The following is a 24,858-nucleotide window of genomic DNA, read 5'->3' on the forward strand; positions in this document are numbered from 1 at the left end:
CCCTTATTCAGCTCCTTTCTTTAATTATGTATGTATCAACTACGATTGGAATCATAACGACTTCGAAATTCAATTATATAAAAAATAAAATTCCTTTTACAGATCAACAATAGTTGTCGGGAAAATTATTTCATTTTCAACATCTCTTCTCTTCCCGGCCCTATAGAAAGATACGTTACCGGAACTCCCACTTCTTCCTCCAAGAAAGAAAGGAAGTTCATCAATTCCTGCGGAAGAGCAGAAGAATTTTTAATTACTGAGAAATCCGCATTCCAGCCATCCAGCCATTTGAATACTGGTTTAGCATTTTCAGGGAGGGTTCCGGCAGTGGTTTCAATAGTTCCGTCTTCCAACTCATAATGAGTACAAACTGCAACAGATTTTAATCCACTTAAAACGTCTGCTTTTGTCAGAACCAATTGAGTAACTCCATTAATCATTACTGCATATCGTAACGCAGGAAGATCCAGCCAGCCTGTTCTTCTCGGACGTCCTGTATTGGAACCAAACTCATTTCCTTTTATTCTTATTTCTTCACCCATTTCGTCAAAAAGCTCCGTTGGAAATATTCCATTTCCTACTCTTGTACAATATGCTTTGGCAATACCGTAAATCTCACCGATCTTTTTAGGAGAAATACCCAATCCGCTGCAAGCTCCTGATGCAATAGTAGAAGAAGAAGTTACGTAAGGGTAAGTACCATGGTCAATATCTAACAATGTTGCCTGAGACCCTTCACCCAAGACAGTTTTTCCTTCAGTTAAAGCTTTATTGAGAAATAATTCAGTTTCTGTACAATTGAATTGTTTTAAAAATTCTACGGCTTCAAAAAATTCTTTGCTTACTGATTCAAAATCGGGCAATTCCATTCCTCCATCAGCAAGAAATTGATAATCTCTCTCTAAAATACGTTCTACTCTCTCTTTAAAATCCGGAGCATACATATCCCCGATTCTTACATTCTGTCTTAAAATTTTATTGGAATACGCCTGGGCAATTCCATTCTTTGTTGTTCCTATTGTTGTATAGGCTGGGCTTTCTTCCATGAAAACATCCATCAGCTTATACGTAGGCAATACAAAATGAGCCTTTTTAGAAATAATCAAATTTTTCTCCGGATGAAGCGTTTCATCAAACTTTTTTAAATTCAGAATTTCATTTTTAAAGCTTACAGGATCAAGAACAGTTCCAGTCCCAATAACATTCTGTACCCCTTGCATAAAAATTCCTGAAGGAATCATTTTAAGCGTAATTCTTTTCCCATTTCTTTCAATGCTATGTCCAGCATTTGAGCCCCCATTAAAGCGGGCTGCAATATCATAATTTTCACTGATAAGGTCAATAAACTTTCCTTTACCTTCATCTCCCCACTGAAGTCCTAATACAATATCCATATAATTATTTTTATGGTGCAAAGCTATGGCAGTTTGAAAGGGAGACCATTGCCATTTGACAAAAACGTATTTTTATCAATACAGGGTATGAATATTTATGAATCCGAAGTCGGGATTTAACTTCATATTTATTTTTGTAACAGTGTTCTTGTTATAGGTTTTGGCTAAAGCCAATGGAATTTTTATAAAATGATAGAACGGGCTTTAGCCCGTTCCTATTGAATATTGACAATTCGTATGTTTAATTTATAAATAATAAGATCGATAGACATTATATTTTGACCTTTACATTTATATTTTACAATGAAGAGACCACATTACTCATTGATAGTTCTCCTAATCCTGCTCAGCGACGAAGGCGTCACCCCAAGATAAGAAGCCAACATAGACTGTGGAACTCTATTCGCCAGCCCAGGATAATGATTGAGAAAATGAATATATCTTGATTTTGCATCCTGATTGAGCATAATGCTTGCTACTTTAAGCTTATTTTCGGCAACAAAACCATGAATCCGGGCAAATAAAACTGGCCATATTGCAATTTTCTCTTCTAATATTTTAAAATGATTGAGGTCAATTACAAGTAAAACAGCATCTGTAATCGCTTCTATGTATTCATGGGCAGGAAGCTGATCGGTAAATCCCTGAAAGTCTCCAATAAAACGGCCTTCATAAATAAAATAACGGGTAAAATCATCTCCTTCTTTGTTATAATACAAAGATCGGAATACCCCTTCCTTTACAAAAGCAATCTTTTGACTTACTTTCCCTGCCTCTACGAAAATTTCTCCTTTCTTCACGGAAATCTCCTGGATTCCTTCCGTAATCAGAAGCTCATCCTGCGTATTCAGTAATCCAAATTTTTTGATATAGTTAAAAAGTTCTTCCATGTTATTTATCCACAGATTGCGGAAAGATAAAGGTATAAAAGTAGAAGCTAAAAACAATTGTCATTTGGCAAAAAGCTTTATAATACATACCACGCACCCTTCTGACGGCACGCTAATTGCTTGATTTTTAAAAACGTAAGACAATGAAAGCAATCTGGAATGGCGCCATTGGCTTCGGTTTAGTAAATATTCCTATTAAAATTTACTCAGCAACGGAGACCAGCAAACTCGACCTTGATATGCTCGATAAATCCGATTTTTCCAATATCCGGTTTAAGAGAGTCAATGAAAATACAGGAAAAGAAGTAAAATGGGAAAATATCGTTAAAGGCTATCTCATGGATGATAAATATATCGTTCTTGATGAGCAGGATTACGAAGCTGCAAGCCCTGAAAAAACAAAGATTCTATCCATTGATCAGTTTGTCAAAGAGGAAGAAGTAGACAGTATTTATTTTGAAACGCCCTATTATCTGGAACCTCAGAAAAATGGTGAAAATGCATACAGGCTTTTGCTAAAAGCTCTTGAAGAAACCAAAATGGTAGGAATCGGAACGTTTGTACTCCGTGACAGTGAAGCTATAGGAATGATACGCCCTTACAATGATCATATACTGATCTTGAATAAGCTAAGATTTAATCAGGAAATAAGAGAGTATGCTGATCTAAAAATCCCGGCCCGCAAGGCCCCAAAACCAGCAGAATTGAAAATGGCAGTAAGTCTTATCAAGCAGCTTTCTCAGGATTTTGATCCGGCAATGTATAAAGATACCTATTCTGATGATCTAATGAAAATCATCAAGCAGAAAGCAAAAGGTAAAAATAGTAAAGTCCAAAAAGCACCGGCTGCAAAAGAAGGTAAAGTGATTGATCTTATGGCCCAGTTAAAAGCCAGTTTAAATACCTCTAAATCTAAATCAGCATCGTAATGGCACTCAAAGATTATCAACAAAAGCGTAAGTTCAATGAAACAAGTGAACCTAAAGGAAAAACGAAAAAGAGTGAAAACAAACTGATCTTCGTTGTTCAAAGACATGCTGCTACCCGACTTCACTATGATTTCCGTCTGGAAATGGAAGGTGTCTTAAAGAGTTGGGCTGTTCCAAAAGGGCCCTCTTTAGACCCTCAGGATAAACGCCTGGCTATGATGGTGGAAGATCATCCTTATGATTACAAGGATTTTGAAGGGAATATTCCTGAAGGAAATTACGGAGCAGGACAAGTGGAAGTGTGGGATAGTGGAATTTACGAACCTTTGGAAGAAAACAGCAATGTTTCTGATGAAAAAGAATTGTTGAAAGAACTGCATGCTGGCTCCTTAAAATTTACCTTACATGGAAAAAAATTGAAGGGTGAATTTGCTTTGGTTAAAATGAAAAATTCTGAAGACAACGCATGGTTGCTTATTAAGCATAAAGATGAATTTGCAGAAAGCCCTTATAATGCTGAAGAAAATATCTCTCCAAAATCTTTAGTCACCAAATTCCTTGAGGAAAAAAAAAGCCTAAAAACAAACGAAAAAAAGAAATCATAACTTCGGAAAACAGATTCCGAAGTTTTAATTCTTTAGCCGCCGAAAAAAAGCTTAAGTCTTTTATAAAACCCATGCTTGCCAAATCTTTTGATAAGGCATTTGATGATAAAGACTGGCTTTTTGAAATAAAATGGGATGGCTATAGGGCTATCGCTGATCTTAGTCATGATGCCCCCCTTTTTTATTCCAGAAACGGAATTTCATTTTTATCAAAATTTGATAAAATAGCCCAGGATTTTGATCAGCAGAAATATAAAATGATCCTGGATGGTGAAATTGTTGCATACGATAATCAGGGAAAACCAAGTTTTCAGCTTTTACAGCAAATCGATGATCATCCCAATCTTGCTTTGGTTTATCAGGTCTTTGACCTTCTATGGCTGAATGGTCATTCTACGGAAGAACTTCCACTCGTACAACGGAAAGAACTTTTAAAAGATGCATTAATTGAAACTGATACTCTTAAATACTGTGATCATTTTCCTGAAAAAGGGGTTGCATTTTTTGAACAGATGAAAAAAATGAAGCTTGAAGGTATGATTGCTAAACGGGCAGGCAGTCAATATGTAGAAAGTTCCCGAACCACAGACTGGCTTAAGATTAAATTTTCAAATACTGAAGAAGCTATTATCTGTGGATTTACAGAACCCAGAGGCTCTCGGGAAAATTTCGGAGCTTTAATTCTTGGAAAATATGTAAATAATGAGCTGGTCTATTGTGGGCATACGGGAACTGGATTTAATCATATTTCCCTAAAAGAGCTTCATCAAAGACTTGAAAAGATCATTATAAAATCTTCTCCATTTGAATCCATCCCCAAAACAAATATGCCTGTAACATGGGTACAACCCGAATTGGTCTGCGAAATCAAATATTCAGAAATTACCAAAGATGGTATTTTCCGCCATCCTGTTTTTATGGGGATTCGGGAAGATAAGGAGCCAGAAGAAGTAAAAGGTTCAACTGATTACACAATTCACCCTAAAAAGTCAAAAACTATGAAAGCTAAAGCATCATCAAAAAAAACAGAACCTTCGGAAAAGGAAAAAGACATCACCTTAAACAAACACATTGTGAAGCTCACGAATCAGGATAAAATATATTTTCCAAAGGATGGAATTAGCAAAGGTGATGTCATAGATTATTATCAGTCTGTAGCAAAATATATCCTGCCTCATTTAAAAAACCGTCCTTTATCCCTCAATCGTTTTCCTAATGGCATAGAAGAACAGGGTTTTTATCAGAAAGATGCGGGAGATCACATCCCTGACTGGATAAAAACAACTCAGGTTTACTCAGAATCTAATGACAAATACATTGATTACATCTACTGTAATGACAAGGCAACCTTAGCGTATCTGAATAACCTCGGATGTATTGATTTCAATCCTTGGAACAGTTCACTTCCTGATCTTGAACATCCTGATTATTTGGTTTTGGATCTTGATCCGTCAAAGAAAAACAGCTTTGATGAGGTTATTGAAACAGCTCTTCAAGTCAATGAAATTTTACAATCAATCAAAATTAAAGGGTATTGTAAGACTTCCGGAAGTACAGGTATTCATATTTATATTCCGATGGGTGCACAATATGATTTCGAACAGGTAAAAGACTTTGCCCATATCCTGATGAAACAGGTTCATGAAAAACTTCCTGAAATTACAACATTAGAAAGAAGCCTTCAAAAAAGAGATCGTAAAAAAATATATTTGGATTATTTACAGAACCGAACAGGTCAGACTTTAGCAAGTGCTTATAGTCTTCGACCTAAACAAGGTGCTTCTGTTTCTATGCCTTTGGATTGGGATGAGCTGAAACCTGGATTATTACCCACAGATTATACCATCGAAAATGCTTTGGAAAGAATTCTAAATAAAGGGGATTTATTTAAACCTGTTCTGGGAAAAGGTATTGATATGATGAAGGCATTAGAGTTACTGCAGAATATTGAATAATTTATATATTTTTACCTGCAAAAACTATCCAAATACCTGATTCTAAATATTCTTAATCATCTTAATTTTGTTTTTACCAAAACAATAACTTCTTACATAAAAAATCCTGCATTCAATAACGCAGGATTTTTTATGATTGTTGTAAATAATATTATCTGATTACTTATTATAAACGTGTACGTCTCTTTGTGGAAAAGGAATTCCGATTTCTGCCCTGTCCAGAGCTTCTTTACAATCAATAATAAGTTCTTCATTCATTTTCCAAAAGTTTTCGGTAGAAGCACTCACTCTGATCGATAAGTTGATTGCACTATCACCTAGTGTTGTTACAACTACCTGTGGTGCAGGCTCTGCAAGAGCATATTGATTCTTTACGATCATTTCCATTAATACCCTCTTTGTCTGTCTAAGATCTGCATCATAAGCAACTCCGATATCCAGAGATGTTCTTCTTGTTCCAAGCTGGGTAAAATTTGTAATACTGTTATTAGAAACAACTCCATTAGGAATAATGATTAATTGATTTTGTGGGGTAATCAGTTTTGTATGAAAAATATCAATGGCATCTACCGTCCCGGAAACCCCGGAATTGGTAGAAATAAAGTCTCCTATTTTAAATGGTTTTAACAGCAGAATAAGGATTCCACCAGCAAAGTTCGTTAAAGATCCCTGCAAAGCCAAACCTACGGCTAAACCTGCAGCACCAATCATGGCTACAAAGGCAGAAGTTTGCACTCCTAATTGAGTAACCACTACAATAAAGAGAAGAATATTAAGTCCCCAATTGATAATATTAAGTAGGAAGTGCTGCAAAGAGGCTTCCATATTACGTTTCTTGAAACCTTTCGCAACAAGCTTCTTAATCATTCTTATCATCCATGATCCGATCAGATAAATCAATAATGCAGAAATAATTGCAGTAAAGATTCTCGGTGCCCATGAAATGGCTGAAGATATTAAGGTATCCCAATGTTTTTGAATGTTATTCAATTGTAAATCGTCCATTTTTATACTACTTATTTTTATATGTCATTACAGATATTCATTCCTATAACAGCAAGATCTTAAAACAAATAGAAATCAGAAACTGCCTTTAACTCTTTGGAAGTTAAAATCAATGATTATATGCATTGCAACGGGTTGACAGCAGAACAGATTTTCTCTGCTTACTCAATGATTATTTTATAATTTGAATCTTGCCTGGAAGAATAAATAATTCGAGGCTATCATTACAAAAAAAATACCGAACTGCCTTTTCGGGGAGAAAATCTTTATATAAAATAAATTTTGCCCAGTAAAAACTAACAGGTTATGGTAATTTTGCAGCCAGGCTTTCTGGTAAAAGTCGCAGGATATGATAAATAATTTTCCATTTAAAATTGGGAACAATAGTAAAAGTATTTCCGGCATTCACAATAAATTTCGCTACATAATCAGGCTCCATGATTAAGGACTCATTCAATTCTAATCCTTCATTGATTTTTGTCCTAATATACCCTATCACTAAAACATTTACTGTTATTTTTCTGGAAGCTAATTCCTGTCTTAATCCAGCCAGATATTGAGTAAATGCAGCTTTCGTACTTCCGTAAACAAAATTACTTTTTCTTCCTCTTACTCCCGATAATGAAGACAATCCAATGATTCTTTCCAGGTTTTTATTGCTTTTATCCATAGCAATAACGTTCAGAATGGAAACTCCACCCATATAGTTGACTTCCATCATTTGTTTTGTTCCTTTAAAATCTCTCAAAGCCTTTTGGTTATCCACAAGAAAACCTGCGGAATATACTGCAATATGAGGTTTTACAGGAAGTTCATGGTAAAATTGTTGATGAGAATCGAAGTCTGCAGCATCAAAATACAACACCATAACTTTAGTCTGATCCAAAGCATTGGCAGTGATGAAATCTTCCAACGATTTTGTATTTCTGGAGGCTGCTATTACTGAAAATCCTTTTTTAAGGTATTGAATGATGCATTGCTTTGCTACGTCTGAATTAGCTCCTAAAATGAGAACAGTCTTGCTGGTGTTGTGATTCATGGAGCAAAGATAATTTTTTATTGAACACTAATTCTGGTAATGTTTTTACAAATGAACACAAGTATTTTAAACTGTGAGAAAAGGAATATATTGTATGAGATTTTTCACTACGCTTTGCTTCGTTCAGAATGACAATATTACTATTGAATAATAGATCCTTATCTTCTCCTACGAATGAGAACATACAATATTATATATGAAATAACATTATATAAAAAATTGCGGCGGATGAACTTCGTTCACCCGCCGCAGCTAAATATTTTCAGACTGAATTAAATTATTTCTTTTCTTCAGTTACTGTTTCTTTGTTGTCTGCAGATTTTTCAGCAGTTTTTGCCTTATCTCCGAAACGGCTTTGTGTCATTTCTCTGGAAACTGCAGCTTTTTCAAACTTTAGCTTTCCGGATAATGTTTCAATAATGAAACCGTCATCCTGAACTTGAGCAATTCTTCCGTGAAGACCAGATGTAAGTACTACTCTAGTTCCTACTTTAAGTTCTTCCTGAAAGTTTTTTTCCTGTTTTTGCTTTTTCATCTGAGGTCTGATCATCAGGAAATAAAACCCTACAAACATCACACCCATCATAATCAGCATCATAGATGAAGAACCTTGTGGCTGTGCCTGTAAAAATAATGTCAACATATTTTAAAAATTATGGTTGAATGTTCGCAGTGAACGTTAATTGAATTGGGGACTTTTCTACGTTAGCAAAAACATCAGCAGATTTCTGAACGTTTCCATCAAAGCTTGAAGAATCAAAGTGCAATGTAATTTTTCCTTTTTTACCTGGCATGATAGGCTCTTTTGTAAAATCAGGAACAGTACATCCGCATCCAGGCTTTACTTCGGAAATAATCAATGGATTTTTTCCTGTATTGGTAATTTCATATACGTGCTCTACTTTGTCTCCTTTTTTGATCTTTCCAAAATCGAAAGCGCTTTCAGATAAAGCTACAGAAGTAGAAGGAGCATTAGAAACTGCAGCAGCAGGAGCTTCTCCTGTTACAGATGTAGCAGAGTCAGCTGTTACCGGAGTTCCTGCAGCTGTAGAATCAGTAGCTACAGCTTCAGGGCTTTGAGTTTCTTTGTTTTCTTTTTTACAAGAAACTAATCCAAAGCCTATAATTGACAAGGCGATAATTGATAACGTCTTTTTCATTTTATATTCTATTTTGATCTTTACAATATTTATCTAAAATACCATTAATGAAGATATTCGAACGGTCTGTAGCAAATACTTTAGCAATTTCGATATATTCATTAATAATAACTCTTGAAGGCGTTAAGGCGAAATTGTCAAGCTCTGAAATAGCCGTTGACAAGATCACTTTGTCCATCAGGGATACTCTTTCAAGATCCCAGTTTTCCAATCTTTCTTCTAGCTTTTTTTCATTGTTTTCCCAGTTATTCAGAGTGTCTTTCAATAATTTAGCCGCGAAGCTCTTGTCGTCTTCATCTTTAATCATCTTGATTAAAGTTCTGCTCTCTTCATCTTCTCTTAGGAATCCGATTGTTTTTTGAACCATTGAATTGGCAATATGGATATCGTCATACCATGAAAGTTCCTTATCTCCCAAGTAATCATGGAAATCATCATTTTCAGCAATGTATCTTAAAAATAATTTCCCGATAAACTTCTGATCTTCTTCAAAAGAAAATCCTTCTTCTTTCATGAAATCCTGATAACGTTTTCCAGCAGTAATTCTTTGGAAAGTCTTTACCAATAAATCATCATGCATATCCCACTTCAGCTGCTTGTGCTGACCTGTGAAGAATAATCTTTCTGGATTTTCTTCCAGTTTAAGCAATATCTGGTTATTGATGAATTTTTGGTTAGGATTAATATCAGCATCGGTTTTAAGGTATTTGTTCTTACCGATTTCAATTTGATGCTCAGCTAATTCTTTTAGACCTACTAAAAAATTAAGCTGATAGATATAGAGATAATAGATTTTCTCTATTCCAGCGAACATGTTTTTCTCTAAAACATCAAATTTTACAGGGTTCTGATAGTATGAATACACCGCCTGTACTACTTTTTCACGAATTTGTCGTCTTCCTAACATTCAAAGAGCTTTTTAATGACTGCAAAGATACAAAATTTAAAATTGATTGAATTCGTAGTCTGACGACATTTTTGTAATTTTGTGAAACTATATGAAAGCGCTAAAAACCTTAAACCCCTATTTTTGGAAACACAAAATACTTTTGTTTTGGGGGGTACTATTTATCATTGCCAGTAATTTTTTCAATATATATAAAGTTCAGTTTGTAGGAAAATCTGTTGATGAACTTACCAAAAGTGGAAATCTTGGTTTCAATCAACAGGTACTTATTTATGTGGGAATCATTGTAGGATGTTCATTTTTAACTGGATTCTTTACTTTTATGATGCGACAAACCATCATTGTTGCCTCCAGAAGAATTGAATATGAACTGAAGAATAAAATCTACAGACATTATCAGGATTTATCTTTAACGGATTATAAACAGACTACCATCGGAGATTTAATGAACAGATTAAGTGAAGATGTAGTGGCAGTAAGAATGTACCTTGGACCAGGTGTAATGTACGTAGCCAACCTTATTGTCCTCGTCCTGATTACGGCAATCTATATGGTAAAAACGGATGCTTCCATGACTTTATGGACCTTGCTTCCGCTTCCTATTTTATCTTTTGCTATTTATAAAGTAAGTTCGATCATCAATAAAAAGTCGAAGATCATGCAGAAAAGCCAATCTGCCATTTCAACTTTTGTACAGGACAGTTTTTCAGGGATCCGAGTGGTGAAGTTTTTCGCACGAGAAAAATATATTCAAAAAAACTATGGAATAAAAGTCACCGATTACCAAAATAAGGCACTTGATCTTGCTAAAACAGAAGCTTATTTCTTTACCATTATTCTATTTGTCATCGGTTTATTAAATGTTGCTGTTATCTGGATTGGAGGAACAAAATACATTGCGGGAGAATTAAGTATTGGTAAAATTGCTGATTTCTTCATGTATATTAACACTTTGATCTTTCCATTCTCTATGGTAGGATGGGTAACATCCGTAAATCAGAGAGCTGAGGCTTCTATGCAAAGGATCAATGAATTCATGGATAAAAAATCTGAGATCATTAACACCAACTTTGAGACTTATCCTATTAATGGAGATATAGAATTCAGAAATGTATCTTATGTGTATCCTAACACTGGTATTAAAGCATTGGAGAATTTGAGCTTTAAAATTAAAGCCGGAGAATCCCTTGCTATTATGGGAAAAACCGGAAGCGGAAAGTCTACTATTGCCTTGCTTTTATGCAGATTAATTGATCCTACTGAAGGGGAAATCCTGATTGACGGTAAAAATCTGAAAGAACATAATCTCGAGAATTACAGAAACTTCATCGGATATATTCCGCAGGAGAGCTACTTATTCTCTGATTCTATTGAAAATAATATCGGATTTGCTATTGATCATCCATCACATGAAAAGGTAATTGAGTATGCTCAGATTGCAGATGTTCACAAAAATATTGTTGAGTTTAAGGAGCAATATAAAACACTTGTGGGTGAACGCGGGGTAATGCTTTCAGGGGGGCAAAAGCAAAGAATTTGTATTGCCAGAGCCTTAATTAAAGACCCAAATATCATTATTTTTGATGATTCTCTGTCTGCTTTAGACACCGAAACAGAGCAGAATATTCTTGAAAATATTGATCGAAAAATCAGTAATGCGACCTCCATAATTATCACACACAGAGAGTCTAGCGCTCAAAAAGCCCACCAGATTATCAACCTTACCGAAATTGCTAATTCTGTAACCGCATAGCGGTTTCATTCCTAATTGTTAAATAAATCATAAAAAAAATTTTGTGATTAAAAGAATTCTTTTATATTTGTTCTTAACAAGATTAAAAAATATCTAACAATGAGTGAATACAAGGAACGCCATGAAAATGAGATTTTCACTAAGGTGTTAAAAGCAGGGAGAAGAACTTATTTCTTTGATGTGCGCGAGACGAAAGCAGGAGATTATTATCTTACAATCACTGAGAGTAAGAAAAATTTCGGAGAGAATGGGGAAGCTACATTCGAGAAGCATAAAATTTACCTTTATAAGGAAGATTTTAAGAGTTTTCAGGAGATGTTTAATGAGTCCACAGATTTCATCATTAATGAAAAGGGTGAGGATGTAATTTCAGAAAAACATGACAAAGATTTCAAAAGCAGATCATTCACAATAGATTCTGACGACGAAGTTTAAAAAAAGAATATCTAAAAACACAAGCATCTGAAAAAGATGCTTTTTTTATGCCCTGAAATTGGTTTATGGCAAAAAAAGGTACACTTTAAAAAGCATACCTTTTTGTTTTCATTTATACATACTCTTGCTTGATCTGTGATAATATGGTTGGATCCTGTATTTCATTGTCCTTGGCTAATAATAAAACTTTAGACAATACTTCAGCAGATTTTGGGTCATCATCTGCAAAAGGCAGAAATAATCTTCCTCTATGCTGAGAATGTACCGGAAGAATAGATAAATATCTGCCTGGAGTCTGATGAACAACCGCACTTCCTAAATGTACACTATATTCAGCCATCTGACCTTTTACCAATACATGCGATCCTTCAATTCTCACATTATCTAATTTAAATAGACGTGCTGTTTCTTTCATCAATACCGCTCTCATTTCGATGGATGAATGACTGGCTTCCGGATCTACACCTCCTACATGTGCCACTGATACTACCAAATCCACATCCCTCATTACTTCAGAAAATAGTCTTGGATTAATTTTTTCAAAAGGAATATTCTTATAATCCTTTAATGAATGAAATTCTATGGTTTCCAGAGTTGGGCTTTCTATATCTGCTGGTGAGAACCAGTCTGCCATAGCATATAATTTCACCTGGAAGCCTTCTTTGTGATATACTTTCTGTAGTCCTTCCTCATAATCTACCTTCCATCCTCTTGTTTTAAGCAATGCCAAAGTCTGTTTAGGCTGAATCTGATGTCCTGCATATCTACGGGAAATAGATTTCTCTTTCAATTCATCAGGGGTAGGAACATATAGCTCTCTGAAAATCTGTTTGAATGGCTGAATTAGTTTTTCTTTAAAACAATAATGTTGGTAATCACTCCAAACTGAATGTTCATGCAGATCTACACAATGGGCAATACGTAAAGTGTTTTCTTCATTTAACTCCTGAATCTCACCATGAGCATTAACAAGACTTCCATCATGATAAAAACCTATTTTATGGTCATTGGAAATGAATATAAGCTTTTCTAAGTGCTTTACAATAACCGGATGTTCAAAAAGGGTTTTAATTTCTTTTAAGAAGAATTCATCCCCTCTTATCATCGCTTCTTCCAATCCTTTTCTGGAACGGGTCCATTGCTCACGCATGATCTTACGGTTATTGGTTAATTCTACAATGGTTTTATCTTTCTTAATTTTCGGAGGAATAGATTTCAGCTGTTTATCATCCTTGAATACCACCAGTTCTGCTTTTCCATTATCTTCTATGATTAAACCTACGGTCACTCCATCAATGGTCACTTGAGTTTCTTTTGAGAGAAGTGATTGAATTTGTTTGGTTTCCATAGCCCACGTCAATCTTATTGGGTCAGGATAGCCGGCATTTCTAGCCAAATTCTCTAAAGCTACACGAATTGCCAAACCTTCACTAGCCTGCTTCATTGAACCAAACTCCCTACTCTCTTTCTTGAACTGTTGAATATATTCATATCTGCCCAATACATCTTTTTCCGGATTTGTTTTGCTTAATGGGACCAAACCATATACGCGAAGATAATCCTGGTCACGTTTATCTTTAACTTTAGCCGTAACTTCTTTGATTTTTAAACTTCCGGACAAAGTATCGGAATACAGCCTTGCTCTTCGGTGTCCGTTTCCGTCTGATATATATTTTGCAGATTCATACAACATTTCCCACCGGGCTTTTCCTAATTCTTTATAGGCTTTTGTAAACCAATCTTTGTCCACAGCTCCATCTTTGAACTCCTGAATATCTACAGATGAATATTTAGCCACCTCACTTTCCAGTTTTGCATTCTGTTCTTCATAAGCTCCGGTTTTGGTATGAGCATGCATCCACCAAATCGCAGAATCCAAGCCTTTCCATCCTAAATAATTACTGACTAGCGATTGCCATTGCGGCGCATAAACCGCTGCCTGAATCAAACGAAGCTCGGAAATTTTCTCTTTCTTCATGACTTCATCAAAAGCCTTCTGAGTGTCAGTTTCTAAAGGATAAGAATTCGAAATTAATTTAGAGAAGAGCTTTTGCTTGGTCATACTTTCATGACCATAACTGTATATATAATTAGCATATAATCCTGATTTACCAAGCCCTTTCAGAATCTGAGCAAAACGCTGAGCACCATATATCGTCTGAAAATCCTGTACAAAGTGAGATACAGCTGTATTCGCATCCCCACGGATAAGTTCAATATCAAGGAATTTTTCCTGAATTTCTGCAATCATAGGCTTCAGGAAAGGAAATCGCTCAAGATATTTTTCTTTGTTATAATGATTAATTTTCACCGTTGTAAGTTCTCTTATTGCTGAATCAGCCGTCAGAATCCCTTCATACAGTTCTTCCTTTGTGATGAGTTTTAATTCATATGCTTTACAGAAGAAATAGAAATTAGGCACAGATTTTTTAATATTTTCTTTCAAACCGTTATACTGCATCCATCGGTATAAATTCCATTGCTTGATGTGCTGTTCATCAGTAAGGTTCATCTGTGGAACAGCCCATAAGAAAGGCATGAAAAAATCAAGCTTCTGCCAACCATTTCCCTGATCCTGATAGTAATAATCATTACTATCTTTTCCTTTATAGTTGATAATGCTTTCAGGAAGATTAGCAAAAACAGTACTGGCAGCATCTAATGCAAAATCTACGCGCTCTTCGAATACGAATTTATCCTTTAACGACTGCAGAATCATGATGATTGGATTTTCCCATGCATATCTTCCTTTCAGAGGATTTATTAAAACATCCTTGTAGTAGAATACATAATTCTCCATAAAATCCCTGAAAATTTTTCTGTCACAACTCTCAGCCAATGTCAATAAAAATAAATCTCTCGGCCGTAAACCTGAATCCAGATACCATTGCTCCCAAATCTCATGCAGAGGATAATTTTCTGCCAATTGTTCAGAAGTAAAACCATCTGTATTTCGTTTGATTTGACGGAAAGTATTCCCCATCAATAAAGTTGTTACAGAGCCATCCCATTCATCAGCTTCATATTCATGGTCTTTATGTTGAAGGAATAAATCATTAAGCTGCTTTATTGCTGCTTTTATATCATCCAAAGATTTTGTAAACCCATATTTATCTTTTTCAGTAGCCAGTGCATATACCGAATTTGACTCTACCTTTGGCAACGCAAACGTTGAGACTATATTAGGATCATAAAAACCATATCCATTATCTTCAGAAAGAACCGTGTGATCTCCGGATGGATTAATCTGATCCAATAAACCTTGCTCTCTTTCTGTTACTTTTGACCTTTCAACATATTGTTGAGTCCAGTTGGTAATCTGGGTGGATACTCTTTTTTCCTTTTGAAGCTGAAGCATAATATCCAATGAAGCTGCACGTTGTTCTAGGTCTCCTTTGTTCAACAATTCCTCAACCAATGGAGTAATAACACCATCTTCCTGCTGAAGGACTAATTCTATAAGCTTTTTACGAAGTACTCCACCTTTTCTTTTAAACAAATCAAAGAAAACCATGATTTCTTCCTTATTTAAAGGGTCCTGCAACAATACATTAATTCCGGAGGCCACCAGTGCTTCTCCTCTGTCTTTTAAAATTTTAAAAGCAAATTCTTTTTGGGAAGCCGTTACTTTCAGCTTCTTTTTTCCTGTTGCATATGACAGGGAATAACAGTAAAACTCGCGTAATATATTGCGGGCCAATAATTCACGTAATGAAAGGTCAAATTGCTCGAAATAAGAAAGTAGCAAATCCAGCTTATTGGTATCCTCTCCTACCAAATAAAACATAGAAGCATACAGATCACTTTTTTTGAAAGTAGCATTCAGCCACGAAAATATCTTTCCTTCAAACTTCTTTTCCTTTACCTCAATCTTTTGCGTCAGTTCATGGAGTTTTTCAAAGAAGTCCGGATAATCTCCATTATTGATAAAAAATTTTGTCTCTGTATTAGCGCCCAGTAATGTGGACATAGGATCACCGGCAAAAGCCAATACTTCTAAGTTGCCATCCAATACCGCTTTATAATACAATGGCATCTGAATGTAAGGATCAGCTGTTTCTGTAGCAAATTTAACCGCCAGGCATTTCTTTTCCGTATCACCTTTATCAAATAGTTCATGCAGATAAGGAACTGTTTTTTCAACATCCCATACTGCCTGTACCCAAAGGGCCATATAGACTTCGTTATTATTCTTACTTTTTACCGCTGATGAAATTTCTGTCGGGTTTTTAAAATAATAATCTGCCAATGACAGAATATTCTTTATTACAGATTCTTTTTCTGCTTCCCAGCCTAAACCGGTCCAGGTATCTATAGCTCTTACAACAGATGAAAATCGGGTAAGTTTTTGCTCAATAATTACATTCGTCATATATTCCAAAGCCCCGATGCTTGTTTCATCCAAAGCTTCCAGAATCGTCTGACGCAGACCTTCTTGTCTTTGAGCAGCCAGCAAAAGTTTTTCTACCAATTCCCAGCACTTCTTCTGCTCGCTATTGAGTAAAGCCTTAATAATATTCTGGGAGATTTTTCCTTCAGAATGTTTATTGAAAATAATATCCTCAATCAGTTGATAGATGGCTGTATTTCCAGTATCTATTGCGGCAGACCAAACATAAAAGCGGCTTGAATTATGAACGAATTCATTATCGTAAATAATTTGTTCTTCTAAAGACAAATTAAAATTTTCATCACCATTATAAGAATAAACACAAGGGAATATCATCAGTTCCCGGATTAAATTGATCTGATTAAGCAATACATAATGTTCACTATGGGGAGCCCTGAACGAACGTCTGAAATAACTGCTCTGATACATTTTGTAAGGCATTTTATTCCATGCATATTTTACCAGGTTTGCATTGTCTCCAAAAAGATAAATCAATAGGTTATAATACTCCTGGTCTTCCCAGATATCAGGTTTGACAAATTCTTTAAGCTTTTCAAATTCTTTTGAACCTAAATTTACTCTCTCGAAATAATTAGGTTTACCTTTCAGCAATTTGCCTAGTTCCCCTACTTCTTTTGTAAGAATCGGCCTGTCTGGAAAAAGAGAAGAAGCAGTCCCTTGTTCCGAATGTTCCAATAGGTCTTTTCGCTGCTTTTCATAAAAGTTTTTAATTAGTTTTTTCGATTCTAATTTTTTTGTGATTTCCATGTATTTTGTTTGTTAGTATAGTTTGCTTACCAATAACTCCCTGCCAGAAATGCAAGCCTGATAAAGGTAAATGGATGTCGTAGACTTAGATCTATAGATTGGTCAAGGTTTTCAAGTTGTTCATCATTATAAAAAACAGCAAACATACCGTCTTCAAATGCCTGAATGGCATTATCCTGAGCTTTTTGCACATCTGCTTTTTTAAGATTATAAATACTTCCAAAACCTACCTTACCGGTATCTGTAAGGATATTCAGATAATTGTCCGTTGGAATTTTGGTATAATCTTCATCTTCAAGCTCAAATGACTGAGCATTAAACTCTACTACCTGTTGATGAACGACGAGCTTTAATAAATTTTCTAAGGAGATAACTGAATCTTCGTAATCGATTTCAATTTTTTGTTCCGAAAGAACAGGATGCTTCCTGCCCAACTGCTTTACAGTGACTTTTATATCCATATTTGAACTTAGTGTGGACTAAAGATAATGAAATTTTTCAGCGCTATTGGATCAATTTGAGATTTCATGACGAATATCAAGAAAAAGGAAATAAAAGATGAATTGTAAATACAGATAAAAAGAAAGGCTAATGCTTATAACTCATTATTTATTGTCATTACTCATGAATTTAGCTCCGATAAAAAACGATTGCACCTAACAAGTAATGCCATTTTTAGGTACTGACGTGAGGAGTATGAATAGATAGTGGGGAAAAGCTTATAGGAAAAAGATAAAAAATAAGAATTATTTCACCATCAAAATAGGTGCAAAATAAAAAAGTACACTTTCAAAAAGTGTACTTTCTTTGGGTGAATGAGGGGTCTCGAACCCCCGACCTTCGGAACCACAATCCGACGCTCTAACCAACTGAGCTACAATCACCGTTTTCTGAGTGCAAATATAGGACAATTTCCTCAACTACCAAACAATTCCATCAAAATTTTTCAAAGAAATTAATCTTTCCGACGTAAAACCCTCAGCATAAGTAACTCCCGATAATCGGCCTAAATCCTGTGCTCGGTATGTTAAGCTCTCAAAAAAGTCTTTGGTGGTAATTGGAGTCTCAGGTTCTTTAGAGGTTGGATCATAAAACTGAGTTTTATATGCCATACATGATGCAATCTTTTTATCCAGGAATTCTGAAATGTCAATAACGAACTCCGGCTTGATGTCTTTCCACTGGATATAATGAAAAACATGTTTAGGCCTCCAGACTTCCTGAGCTTCTCCATCTAATACGGTCTCAATTTTTCTTAGTCCAGACAAAAAGCACGCATCAGACACTAATTTCGCTCCTTTTGCATGATCTGGATGTCTATCATCAATTGCATTCGCTAAGACGATTTCCGGTCTGTATTTGCGGATCATTTTTACAATCCTCATTTGGTATTCTTCGGAATTCACCAAAAAGCCATCTTTCATTCCTAGATTTTCTCTTGCGGAGAGTCCAAGAATTTTTGCTGCATCTGCAGCTTCTGCCTTTCTTGTTTCATCTGTACCTCTTGTCCCGAGTTCTCCTCTGGTCAAATCTACTACAACACATTTTTTTCCTTCAGAAACCATTTTGGCAATAGTACCCCCACATCCTAATTCTACATCATCAGGGTGTGCTCCAAAAGCAAGTATATCGATTTTCATATGATCAAAGATAAGGTTTAAAATAAAAACTTCCCAAACATTACGAATGGGAAGTTTTAATATCTATAATTTAAATTTTAAATTACTTGTTGATCTCTGCATTTAGTTTTACAGCATCCTGATAAGTAGGATCTAACTGTAAAGATTTAGCAACATAATCTTTTGCTTTTGCTATATCAGAATCTTTGCTCATATAAGCTACCGCAAAGTAAGCATATGCAAGCGTCTGCTTATTAGCTTCCTGATCAGCAGGTTTTACAGTACTGATGAACTTTTCGTAAGCAATTTTAGCAGCATCGTTGTTTCCTGCCTGTTGGTAAGAATACCCCTGGCTGTAGTAAGCCGGAGCCCAATCAGGAAGAAGCGCTGACATTTTCTGCCATGTAAGGATAGCTCCGTTCCAGTTTTTAACATCCTGGTAAGCGGTTGCTAATTTAAATAAAGCATCAGAATCCTGGCTGTTAGCAGCTACTTGCTTCTTCAACGCTTCAATGGCAGGGTTTGTAGGTCCTTTATCAGCTTCAGCCTGAGAAGCACCACCACCTCCAGCGATGTTTGCCAATTCTAAATCCCACTTCATCGTCTCATCTTTTGCCGCTTTAGCAATAGCAATCTTCTGCTGAGATTCTGTAGTCAAAGCAGATTTCTTAGCAGCATCTTTTTCATCTTTTGCTAATCCTGCAGCGATAAGTCCTTGTAGACCTTGGTCAGCAGGCAATACTCTGGTTTTCTCTGCTTGAGAAACGAAAGTATCCATATTTTGCTTAGCACCTTCGTAGTTCTTATCTGCATAATCCTGATAAGCTCTTAATTTGAACTTGATAGGATCTTCGATTTTATCAAAAATTTTATCTAATACACTTTTAGAGTTCGCATAATCTTCATTAGTAAAATAAAGTTTTGAAATCTCTAACAGAGTATATGGATCTTCGTCAGCATATTTTGTATAGTTGATAAGGTCTTGTGTAGCCTTTGCATTTTGCTGGTATCTGATATCATATCCAGCTAATGCTTTATATGCAGGAGCATAGGTAGGATCTACAGCGATTGCTTTATCCACACTTTCTTTTGCTTTTTGCCATATTTGTGCAGCCATCCATAAAGTTGCCATTCTTGTATAAACGGAAGCCTTGTTTTTAGCTAATGGCAATGCTTTGTCATAAGCAGACATTGCTTCACCTGGAGCTCTTTTTAATCTGTAAGCATCTCCTAATGTATAATAGTAATGTGCAGGAACTCCTTTTTTCTCAGCTTTTTCAATTGCCTTAGTCAGGTATTGGATCGCAAGATCCGGAGAACTGTTCTTTTCAAATAAAGTTAAAGCTTCTGCAGCTCTAAATAATACTTCAGCATCCTTTTCTTTAGAATCAGTTACTATTTTCTGAATTTCAGCAACAGCACTCTTATCGCCTTTTCCTAATTTTACGGTAGCTAAACCGATTTTGTTAACAAAGCTTTTAGCATCTGCAGCTAATCCTTTATTAAAGTTTTCAGTAGCCTTTGCATAATCTGGCTCTCCTTGCTTTAAGAAAGTATTTCCTAAATAGAAGTAGTTTTCAGCAGTAGGTTCTTTAGCGATCATATCAGTGAAATTTGTTTTTGCCTGAGCAAATTTATCACTATCTATACTGTTAATACCATCCTGCAATGTCTGTGCAGAGGCAAAACCGGTAAAAAATACCACGGCTGCTCCAAAAGCAATCTTCTTTACATTCATATTCATTATATCTTTCATTTTATATTTTCTAATAATTGAGTTATATTCTACACAATTTTCAGACCAAAATACTTTGTTTATTGTAGCTAAATTGTGAAATTATATTTTTTAACGCATCTGTACCTCTCTTTTGTAGAGGTTATAAGGCTGTAAGCCTTCTTTTTGAACAATTTTTTGTCCCAAATGGGTACATGAAAACCTTATAAATCCATTGGCAATATTGAATCCACTTTCGTTATTAATGAAATAAAGAACTCTTGTGAATGGATATTTCATCGAACGAATCCCTTCAGGATCAGCATTATATATCACGCCCTTATCTACTACCGGAAGAACTTTAACCATTTCTCTCAGTTTCTCTGAGGTATTATCGTAAGGACGGCTGAATGTGTTAAGTCCTATAACGCCTATTTTATCAGGATATTTTCCTAATTCCTCTATGACCTTCTGATTTCCTGGAATAATGGAAAATTTAAGGTCTTTAGGTTGTTTTTTTAGTTTCTCAGCAACAAAGTTCAGATTACTGGAATTCGTTCCGTCAAAAATAAAGTCTTTCTTTTCTGAAAGCATCCCGTTACTGATCTCATCCATAGAGATACTTTCTTTTGGAGAATCTTTTGGAACCACAAAAACTACTGCATCTGCTGCAAATTTTGCAGGAGTAAATTTTAATTGAGTTCTTTCTTCGTAAGTTTTGATCTCTTCTGCATTAAGGTTTCGAGACATTACAATAATCTTTGCCTTATCATTTAATAAGTCAATAAAACCTAAATCTTCTTTTTTTGTTTCGACCTTAATCTTTGTTTCAGGATAGCTGATCATATAACCATCAGCCAATGCTTCTGTAACACTTTGAAAAGAACCGTCCGTAAAAATTGTTAGATTACCTTTATTATAAGAAGGAGCATTATCGTCTTTTTTTTTGCAGCCAGCGATCATCAAACTTAAAGCAACAACCGCTGCAGTTTTAAAAAAACTATTCTTCATCTCTGGATTTTTTGATTTGTGAAACGGCTCTATAGATTCTGAATACACCGTAAAGTGCGAATACCCCACCTAAAGCATAGGCAACAATAGGGTCTAAAATAGTAAAAAAGAATCTGTAGATCATGACTACAATTCCTAAAACAATATAAAACAATCCCGCGATGAGGGATAACCATTTGAACATCATGTAACAAAAATACAAAAAAAATAAAAAGAGAAGCATAAGCCTCTCTTTTTATTTATATTCTGAATGAATAAGTTTAATTATTCAAAGTTCATAGTAAATGGTACGCTATAGTAAGATCTAACGCTCTCCCCGTTTCTTTTCGCAGGAGTCCATTTTTTAAGTTTCTTAACTACACGAATTGCTTCATTGTTGAAGTCGCTATTTGGAGATTTCTCTTCAATAGTAACTGCAGAAACAGTTCCATCTTTTTCTACAACGAACTTAAGCTTAGCTTTAAGTGTACCTTCACCTCCTTCCATTAATGAAGTATCGAAGTTTTCTCCTAAGAACTTTCTTAATGCACCCATACCTCCAGGATATTCTGCAGACTGGTCTACATCTTTGTAGATTTCATTAGGGTTATTCGATTTCACTTCTACAGTAGCAGTTTTTGTTCCTGTAGATGGTGGTGGTGGTGGTGGTGTATAAGCCGGAGCTTTTACTCCCTCCTGATTATTCAAACCAGTTGTAGTTTCCAACTGCTTAGAAATTGGTGGAGGTGGAGTTTCAATTTTCGGAGCTTTTACAGGCTCAGGAACCACGTTCTGGATTACCTCAATTTTTGGTTCCTCTTTTGGAGGTGGAGGTGGTGGAGGTGGTTCTTCTTCTTTAGGTTGCTCAATAATCGGGTCCTCTTCCTCAATATTCAAAAGATCTGCCTTAACTTCTGTCTTAGGCGGAGCTGTAAGATTCTTAATTGTAAGATAGATGAACGGAGACAAAGCTACCAAAAGGAATATAGATGTTCCGACAATAAAAGATTTTGTCAGAAGTCTAGGATACTGATGTCTAAGATCATAGGCACCATATTCCTTGTTTCTATTTTCAAATACAATCTCGTCTAAAGTAAGATTCTGATTGTATACATTTTCATCTGCCATAGATAAAATAACAATTTTATGGTTAAATTACTTTGTAGCAGCCGGTGCAGCAGCACCACCTACTTTCTTCTCATAAACAGCTTTTTCCCAAGGCTTGATATCAGTAACACCGTACTGCTCACTTTTGGTAATTGCCATTTCATCAAGAATATCAACAAAGTTCTTATATACAGCATCGTCAGTTGGCTTAATGATCACCGTAAATTTACTTTGATCTGCAGCTCTAGATTTTGCCTGCTCAATTACTTTTCTAATTCCTTCTCTGTCAAAACTAGTTTCCATAAGAGTTTGGTCATTCAAGGAAGTTTGATCCTGCTGGTGCCAAAATACTTTATTGTCTTTTCCTAGTAATATAGAAATTGAATTTGAAAGTTTAATTTCTGTTGGAGGTGGTTTTTGTTTATCATCTTTCGGCTTAGCCGGAAGACCCAAATCCATCACATTCGGTTTACTAAACGTTGACGTAAACATAAAGAACATCAATAGTAAGAAATTAAGGTCAACCATCGGAGTCATATCGACTCTGGGGTTGTTTTTCTTGGATCGAACCTTGCCACCCTTGGCACTCTTATCCTGTACTTGTACTTCTGCCATTTCTTATTAATTATTCATTAGGTTTACCTTCTTGTGATGTAATCAACCAAAATTTAAGAAAATCAATATCTCTTAAACCCTCAAATAGGCTTTTAACTTTAGGGTACTTTGTTGTAACGTCACCTTTAATGGCTAACTTGTAGTCAGGGTTAACGCTTAAACTTTCTTTTACCCAATCAATTAATTGCTTATTTGTACTATCCATAGGAATCCCTGAAGGACTCTTGTAATTTTTCTGCTCATCTTCAGGCAAATCCAAATACCCTTTTAATTGGTTCATTGGAACTCCAATAGCCTGAACTTTCTGGAAAGCTGCTTTTTGATTATTATCAAAAGTAACGCCATACTTCTGACCCATTTTATCTAAAAGTGCAAGTCTTTCTGATGCATTTTCTACTGGCTGGAAATAAAATTTCCCGTCCGGTGTAGCATTGATAGTCATTAAACTAGCATCAGGAAGTAATTTTTCCGAAATTGAAGATGGCGGTTTGATCTGCTCCACATCAGGTTTTTTAAACTGCGTGGTCATAATAAAGAATGTAAGTAATAGGAACGTAACGTCGCACATCGCGGTCATGTCCGTAACTACTCCATGTCTTTTTGGTTTAATTCTCGCCATTATTTTTTATATAATTATTTTTTAAACTTCTTTTATTGTGCAAAACACAGTTCCATCTTAGTGGAATTCAGCAAAAGACTGTTGGATGCTCATAGCGATCTCGTCGATCTTATAAGTTAATCCGTCAATTTTAGAAGTAAAGAAGTTATAAAGAATAATTGCTACTGCAGAAGTACCAATACCTAATGCCGTGTTGATCAAGGCTTCAGAGATACCGATTGATAGAGCTGCTGCATCTGGAGTACCTCCTCCAGCACCTAATGCGAAGAATGCTCTAATCATCCCGATTACCGTTCCTAGTAGTGCTACTAACGTTGCAACAGTACCTAAAGTGGAAAGGATCATCATGTTTTTCTCAAGCATTGGCATCTCAAGAGTTGTAGCTTCTTCGATAGCTTTGTTAAGTGCTACCATCTTCTGCTCTTTATTTAAAGTAGTATCGTGAGCAAGTGCTTTGTAAGTCGTAAGACCTTCTTTTACAACATTTCCTACAGAACCTTGTTGTCTGTCGCATTCTTCTAAAGCTTCGTCAATCTTGTTTCCGTTTAGTAAGCTTCTTACTTTTACTACAAAGTTGTCTACGCTACCTGTACCTGAAGCTTTGTTTAATACAAAGTATCTTTCAAATGAGAAAACAATTACAGTAATCATGAATGTTACAAGTAATGGTACAATAATACCTCCCATATAGATCATCCCTAAGAATCCTTCTGGGTGCATCTCTTTACCTTCTACATCAGAAAAAGCAACTGATGCTCCTGCTAATCTTGGATCAGCTTTAAAATTACCTGGATTACCTAAAACGAATAACCAAATACAAATCCCTATAACTAATAGGATAGGAATAATAATAGCCGGATTTAAACCTCCCGCCTTTCTAGCAACTACTTGCTCATCATTTTTTGAAACATTCATTTCCATATTTAACTAAATTATATTGTTTTAAAATTTTACAGGGTGTAAA

The 24,858-nt window shown here is 35.5% G+C and carries 22 protein-coding genes and 1 tRNA gene; 5 read left to right on the forward strand and 18 right to left on the reverse strand.

Annotation, left to right across the window (positions count from 1 at the left end; all coding sequences use genetic code 11):
- Positions 1-125: 125 nt before the first annotated feature.
- Entirely contained in the window at positions 126-1,394 is a 1,269-nt protein-coding gene (locus EL260_RS23605; protein ID WP_123857918.1) for an adenylosuccinate synthase, read from the reverse strand.
- Between the two features lie 317 nt (positions 1,395-1,711).
- Positions 1,712-2,284, reverse strand: coding sequence for a Crp/Fnr family transcriptional regulator (locus EL260_RS23610; protein WP_123857919.1), 573 nt, complete (start codon positions 2,282-2,284; stop codon positions 1,712-1,714).
- A gap of 143 nt (positions 2,285-2,427) precedes the next feature.
- On the opposite strand from EL260_RS23610, the gene ku reads away from it, so the two are divergent.
- The 3 genes from ku (at position 2,428) to ligD (ending at position 5,773) form a co-directional block, all read left to right on the forward strand.
- Positions 2,428-3,213, forward strand: coding sequence for a non-homologous end joining protein Ku (gene ku, locus EL260_RS23615; protein WP_123857920.1), 786 nt, complete (start codon positions 2,428-2,430; stop codon positions 3,211-3,213).
- The gene (locus EL260_RS23620) at positions 3,213-3,818 is read left to right on the forward strand and encodes a DNA polymerase ligase N-terminal domain-containing protein (RefSeq protein WP_123857921.1); all 606 of its coding nucleotides are present in this window, start codon (positions 3,213-3,215) and stop codon (positions 3,816-3,818) included. Before ku ends, EL260_RS23620 begins: the two co-directional genes overlap by 1 nt.
- 71 nt (positions 3,819-3,889) lie before the next feature.
- Positions 3,890-5,773, forward strand: a complete 1,884-nt coding sequence (gene ligD / locus EL260_RS23625; protein WP_123857922.1) for a DNA ligase D — start codon at positions 3,890-3,892, stop codon at positions 5,771-5,773.
- A gap of 159 nt (positions 5,774-5,932) precedes the next feature.
- Here the strand turns inward: ligD and EL260_RS23630 are convergent, their stop codons facing one another.
- From EL260_RS23630 to EL260_RS23650, 5 genes are all read right to left on the reverse strand, one after another.
- The gene (locus EL260_RS23630; RefSeq protein WP_123857923.1) at positions 5,933-6,778 is read right to left on the reverse strand and encodes a mechanosensitive ion channel family protein; all 846 of its coding nucleotides are present in this window, start codon (positions 6,776-6,778) and stop codon (positions 5,933-5,935) included.
- Positions 6,779-7,082: 304 nt separating this feature from the next.
- A complete protein-coding gene (locus EL260_RS23635) occupies positions 7,083-7,817 on the reverse strand; it encodes an SDR family NAD(P)-dependent oxidoreductase (protein WP_123857924.1) in 735 nt (244 codons plus the stop codon).
- 277 nt (positions 7,818-8,094) lie between these two features.
- Entirely contained in the window at positions 8,095-8,460 is a 366-nt protein-coding gene (gene yajC, locus EL260_RS23640) for a preprotein translocase subunit YajC (protein WP_123857925.1), read from the reverse strand.
- A 10-nt stretch (positions 8,461-8,470) separates the two neighbouring features.
- Entirely contained in the window at positions 8,471-8,977 is a 507-nt protein-coding gene (locus EL260_RS23645; protein WP_123857926.1) for a DUF1573 domain-containing protein, read from the reverse strand.
- 1 nt (position 8,978) lies between these two features.
- Positions 8,979-9,884, reverse strand: coding sequence for a transcription antitermination protein NusB (locus EL260_RS23650; RefSeq protein ID WP_123857927.1), 906 nt, complete (start codon positions 9,882-9,884; stop codon positions 8,979-8,981).
- Between the two features lie 91 nt (positions 9,885-9,975).
- Between EL260_RS23650 and EL260_RS23655 the strand changes: the two genes are divergently transcribed.
- Both EL260_RS23655 and EL260_RS23660 read left to right on the forward strand, forming a co-directional pair.
- Complete coding sequence (locus EL260_RS23655) at positions 9,976-11,637, forward strand: ABC transporter ATP-binding protein (RefSeq protein ID WP_123857928.1); 1,662 nt, start codon at positions 9,976-9,978, stop codon at positions 11,635-11,637.
- Positions 11,638-11,736: 99 nt separating this feature from the next.
- Positions 11,737-12,072 carry a DUF3276 family protein gene (locus EL260_RS23660; protein WP_027375472.1) on the forward strand — a complete coding sequence of 112 codons (336 nt, stop codon included), beginning with the start codon at positions 11,737-11,739 and terminating at the stop codon, positions 12,070-12,072.
- Between the two features lie 112 nt (positions 12,073-12,184).
- Here EL260_RS23660 and EL260_RS23665 read toward each other — a convergent pair whose 3' ends face one another.
- From EL260_RS23665 to EL260_RS23715, 11 genes are all read right to left on the reverse strand, one after another.
- Complete coding sequence (locus EL260_RS23665; protein WP_123857929.1) at positions 12,185-17,230, reverse strand: DUF4132 domain-containing protein; 5,046 nt, start codon at positions 17,228-17,230, stop codon at positions 12,185-12,187.
- A gap of 26 nt (positions 17,231-17,256) precedes the next feature.
- The gene (locus EL260_RS23670) at positions 17,257-17,691 is read right to left on the reverse strand and encodes a hypothetical protein (RefSeq protein WP_123857930.1); all 435 of its coding nucleotides are present in this window, start codon (positions 17,689-17,691) and stop codon (positions 17,257-17,259) included.
- Between the two features lie 348 nt (positions 17,692-18,039).
- Positions 18,040-18,115, reverse strand: a tRNA-His gene (locus tag EL260_RS23675).
- 35 nt (positions 18,116-18,150) lie between these two features.
- The gene (gene bshB1 / locus EL260_RS23680) at positions 18,151-18,870 is read right to left on the reverse strand and encodes a bacillithiol biosynthesis deacetylase BshB1 (protein WP_123857931.1); all 720 of its coding nucleotides are present in this window, start codon (positions 18,868-18,870) and stop codon (positions 18,151-18,153) included.
- 82 nt (positions 18,871-18,952) lie between these two features.
- Positions 18,953-20,605: a tetratricopeptide repeat protein gene (locus EL260_RS23685; RefSeq protein ID WP_123857932.1), complete on the reverse strand. Its 1,653-nt coding sequence runs from the start codon at positions 20,603-20,605 to the stop codon at positions 18,953-18,955.
- A gap of 90 nt (positions 20,606-20,695) precedes the next feature.
- Complete coding sequence (locus EL260_RS23690) at positions 20,696-21,574, reverse strand: PstS family phosphate ABC transporter substrate-binding protein (RefSeq protein WP_123857933.1); 879 nt, start codon at positions 21,572-21,574, stop codon at positions 20,696-20,698.
- Positions 21,564-21,761, reverse strand: a complete 198-nt coding sequence (locus EL260_RS23695) for a C4-dicarboxylate ABC transporter (RefSeq protein ID WP_185145928.1) — start codon at positions 21,759-21,761, stop codon at positions 21,564-21,566. Before EL260_RS23695 ends, EL260_RS23690 begins: the two co-directional genes overlap by 11 nt.
- Positions 21,762-21,838: 77 nt before the next feature.
- On the reverse strand, positions 21,839-22,681 hold the full coding sequence (locus EL260_RS23700; protein ID WP_123857934.1) for an energy transducer TonB: 843 nt from the start codon (positions 22,679-22,681) through the stop codon (positions 21,839-21,841).
- Between the two features lie 27 nt (positions 22,682-22,708).
- Entirely contained in the window at positions 22,709-23,275 is a 567-nt protein-coding gene (locus EL260_RS23705; protein ID WP_123857935.1) for an ExbD/TolR family protein, read from the reverse strand.
- A gap of 10 nt (positions 23,276-23,285) precedes the next feature.
- Positions 23,286-23,894: an ExbD/TolR family protein gene (locus EL260_RS23710; RefSeq protein WP_123857936.1), complete on the reverse strand. Its 609-nt coding sequence runs from the start codon at positions 23,892-23,894 to the stop codon at positions 23,286-23,288.
- A gap of 57 nt (positions 23,895-23,951) precedes the next feature.
- Positions 23,952-24,815, reverse strand: coding sequence for a MotA/TolQ/ExbB proton channel family protein (locus EL260_RS23715; RefSeq protein ID WP_123857937.1), 864 nt, complete (start codon positions 24,813-24,815; stop codon positions 23,952-23,954).
- Positions 24,816-24,858 lie beyond the last annotated feature (43 nt).

Origin of the sequence: Chryseobacterium nakagawai (genome assembly GCF_900637665.1) — a bacterium.
GTDB lineage: Bacteria > Bacteroidota > Bacteroidia > Flavobacteriales > Weeksellaceae > Chryseobacterium > Chryseobacterium nakagawai.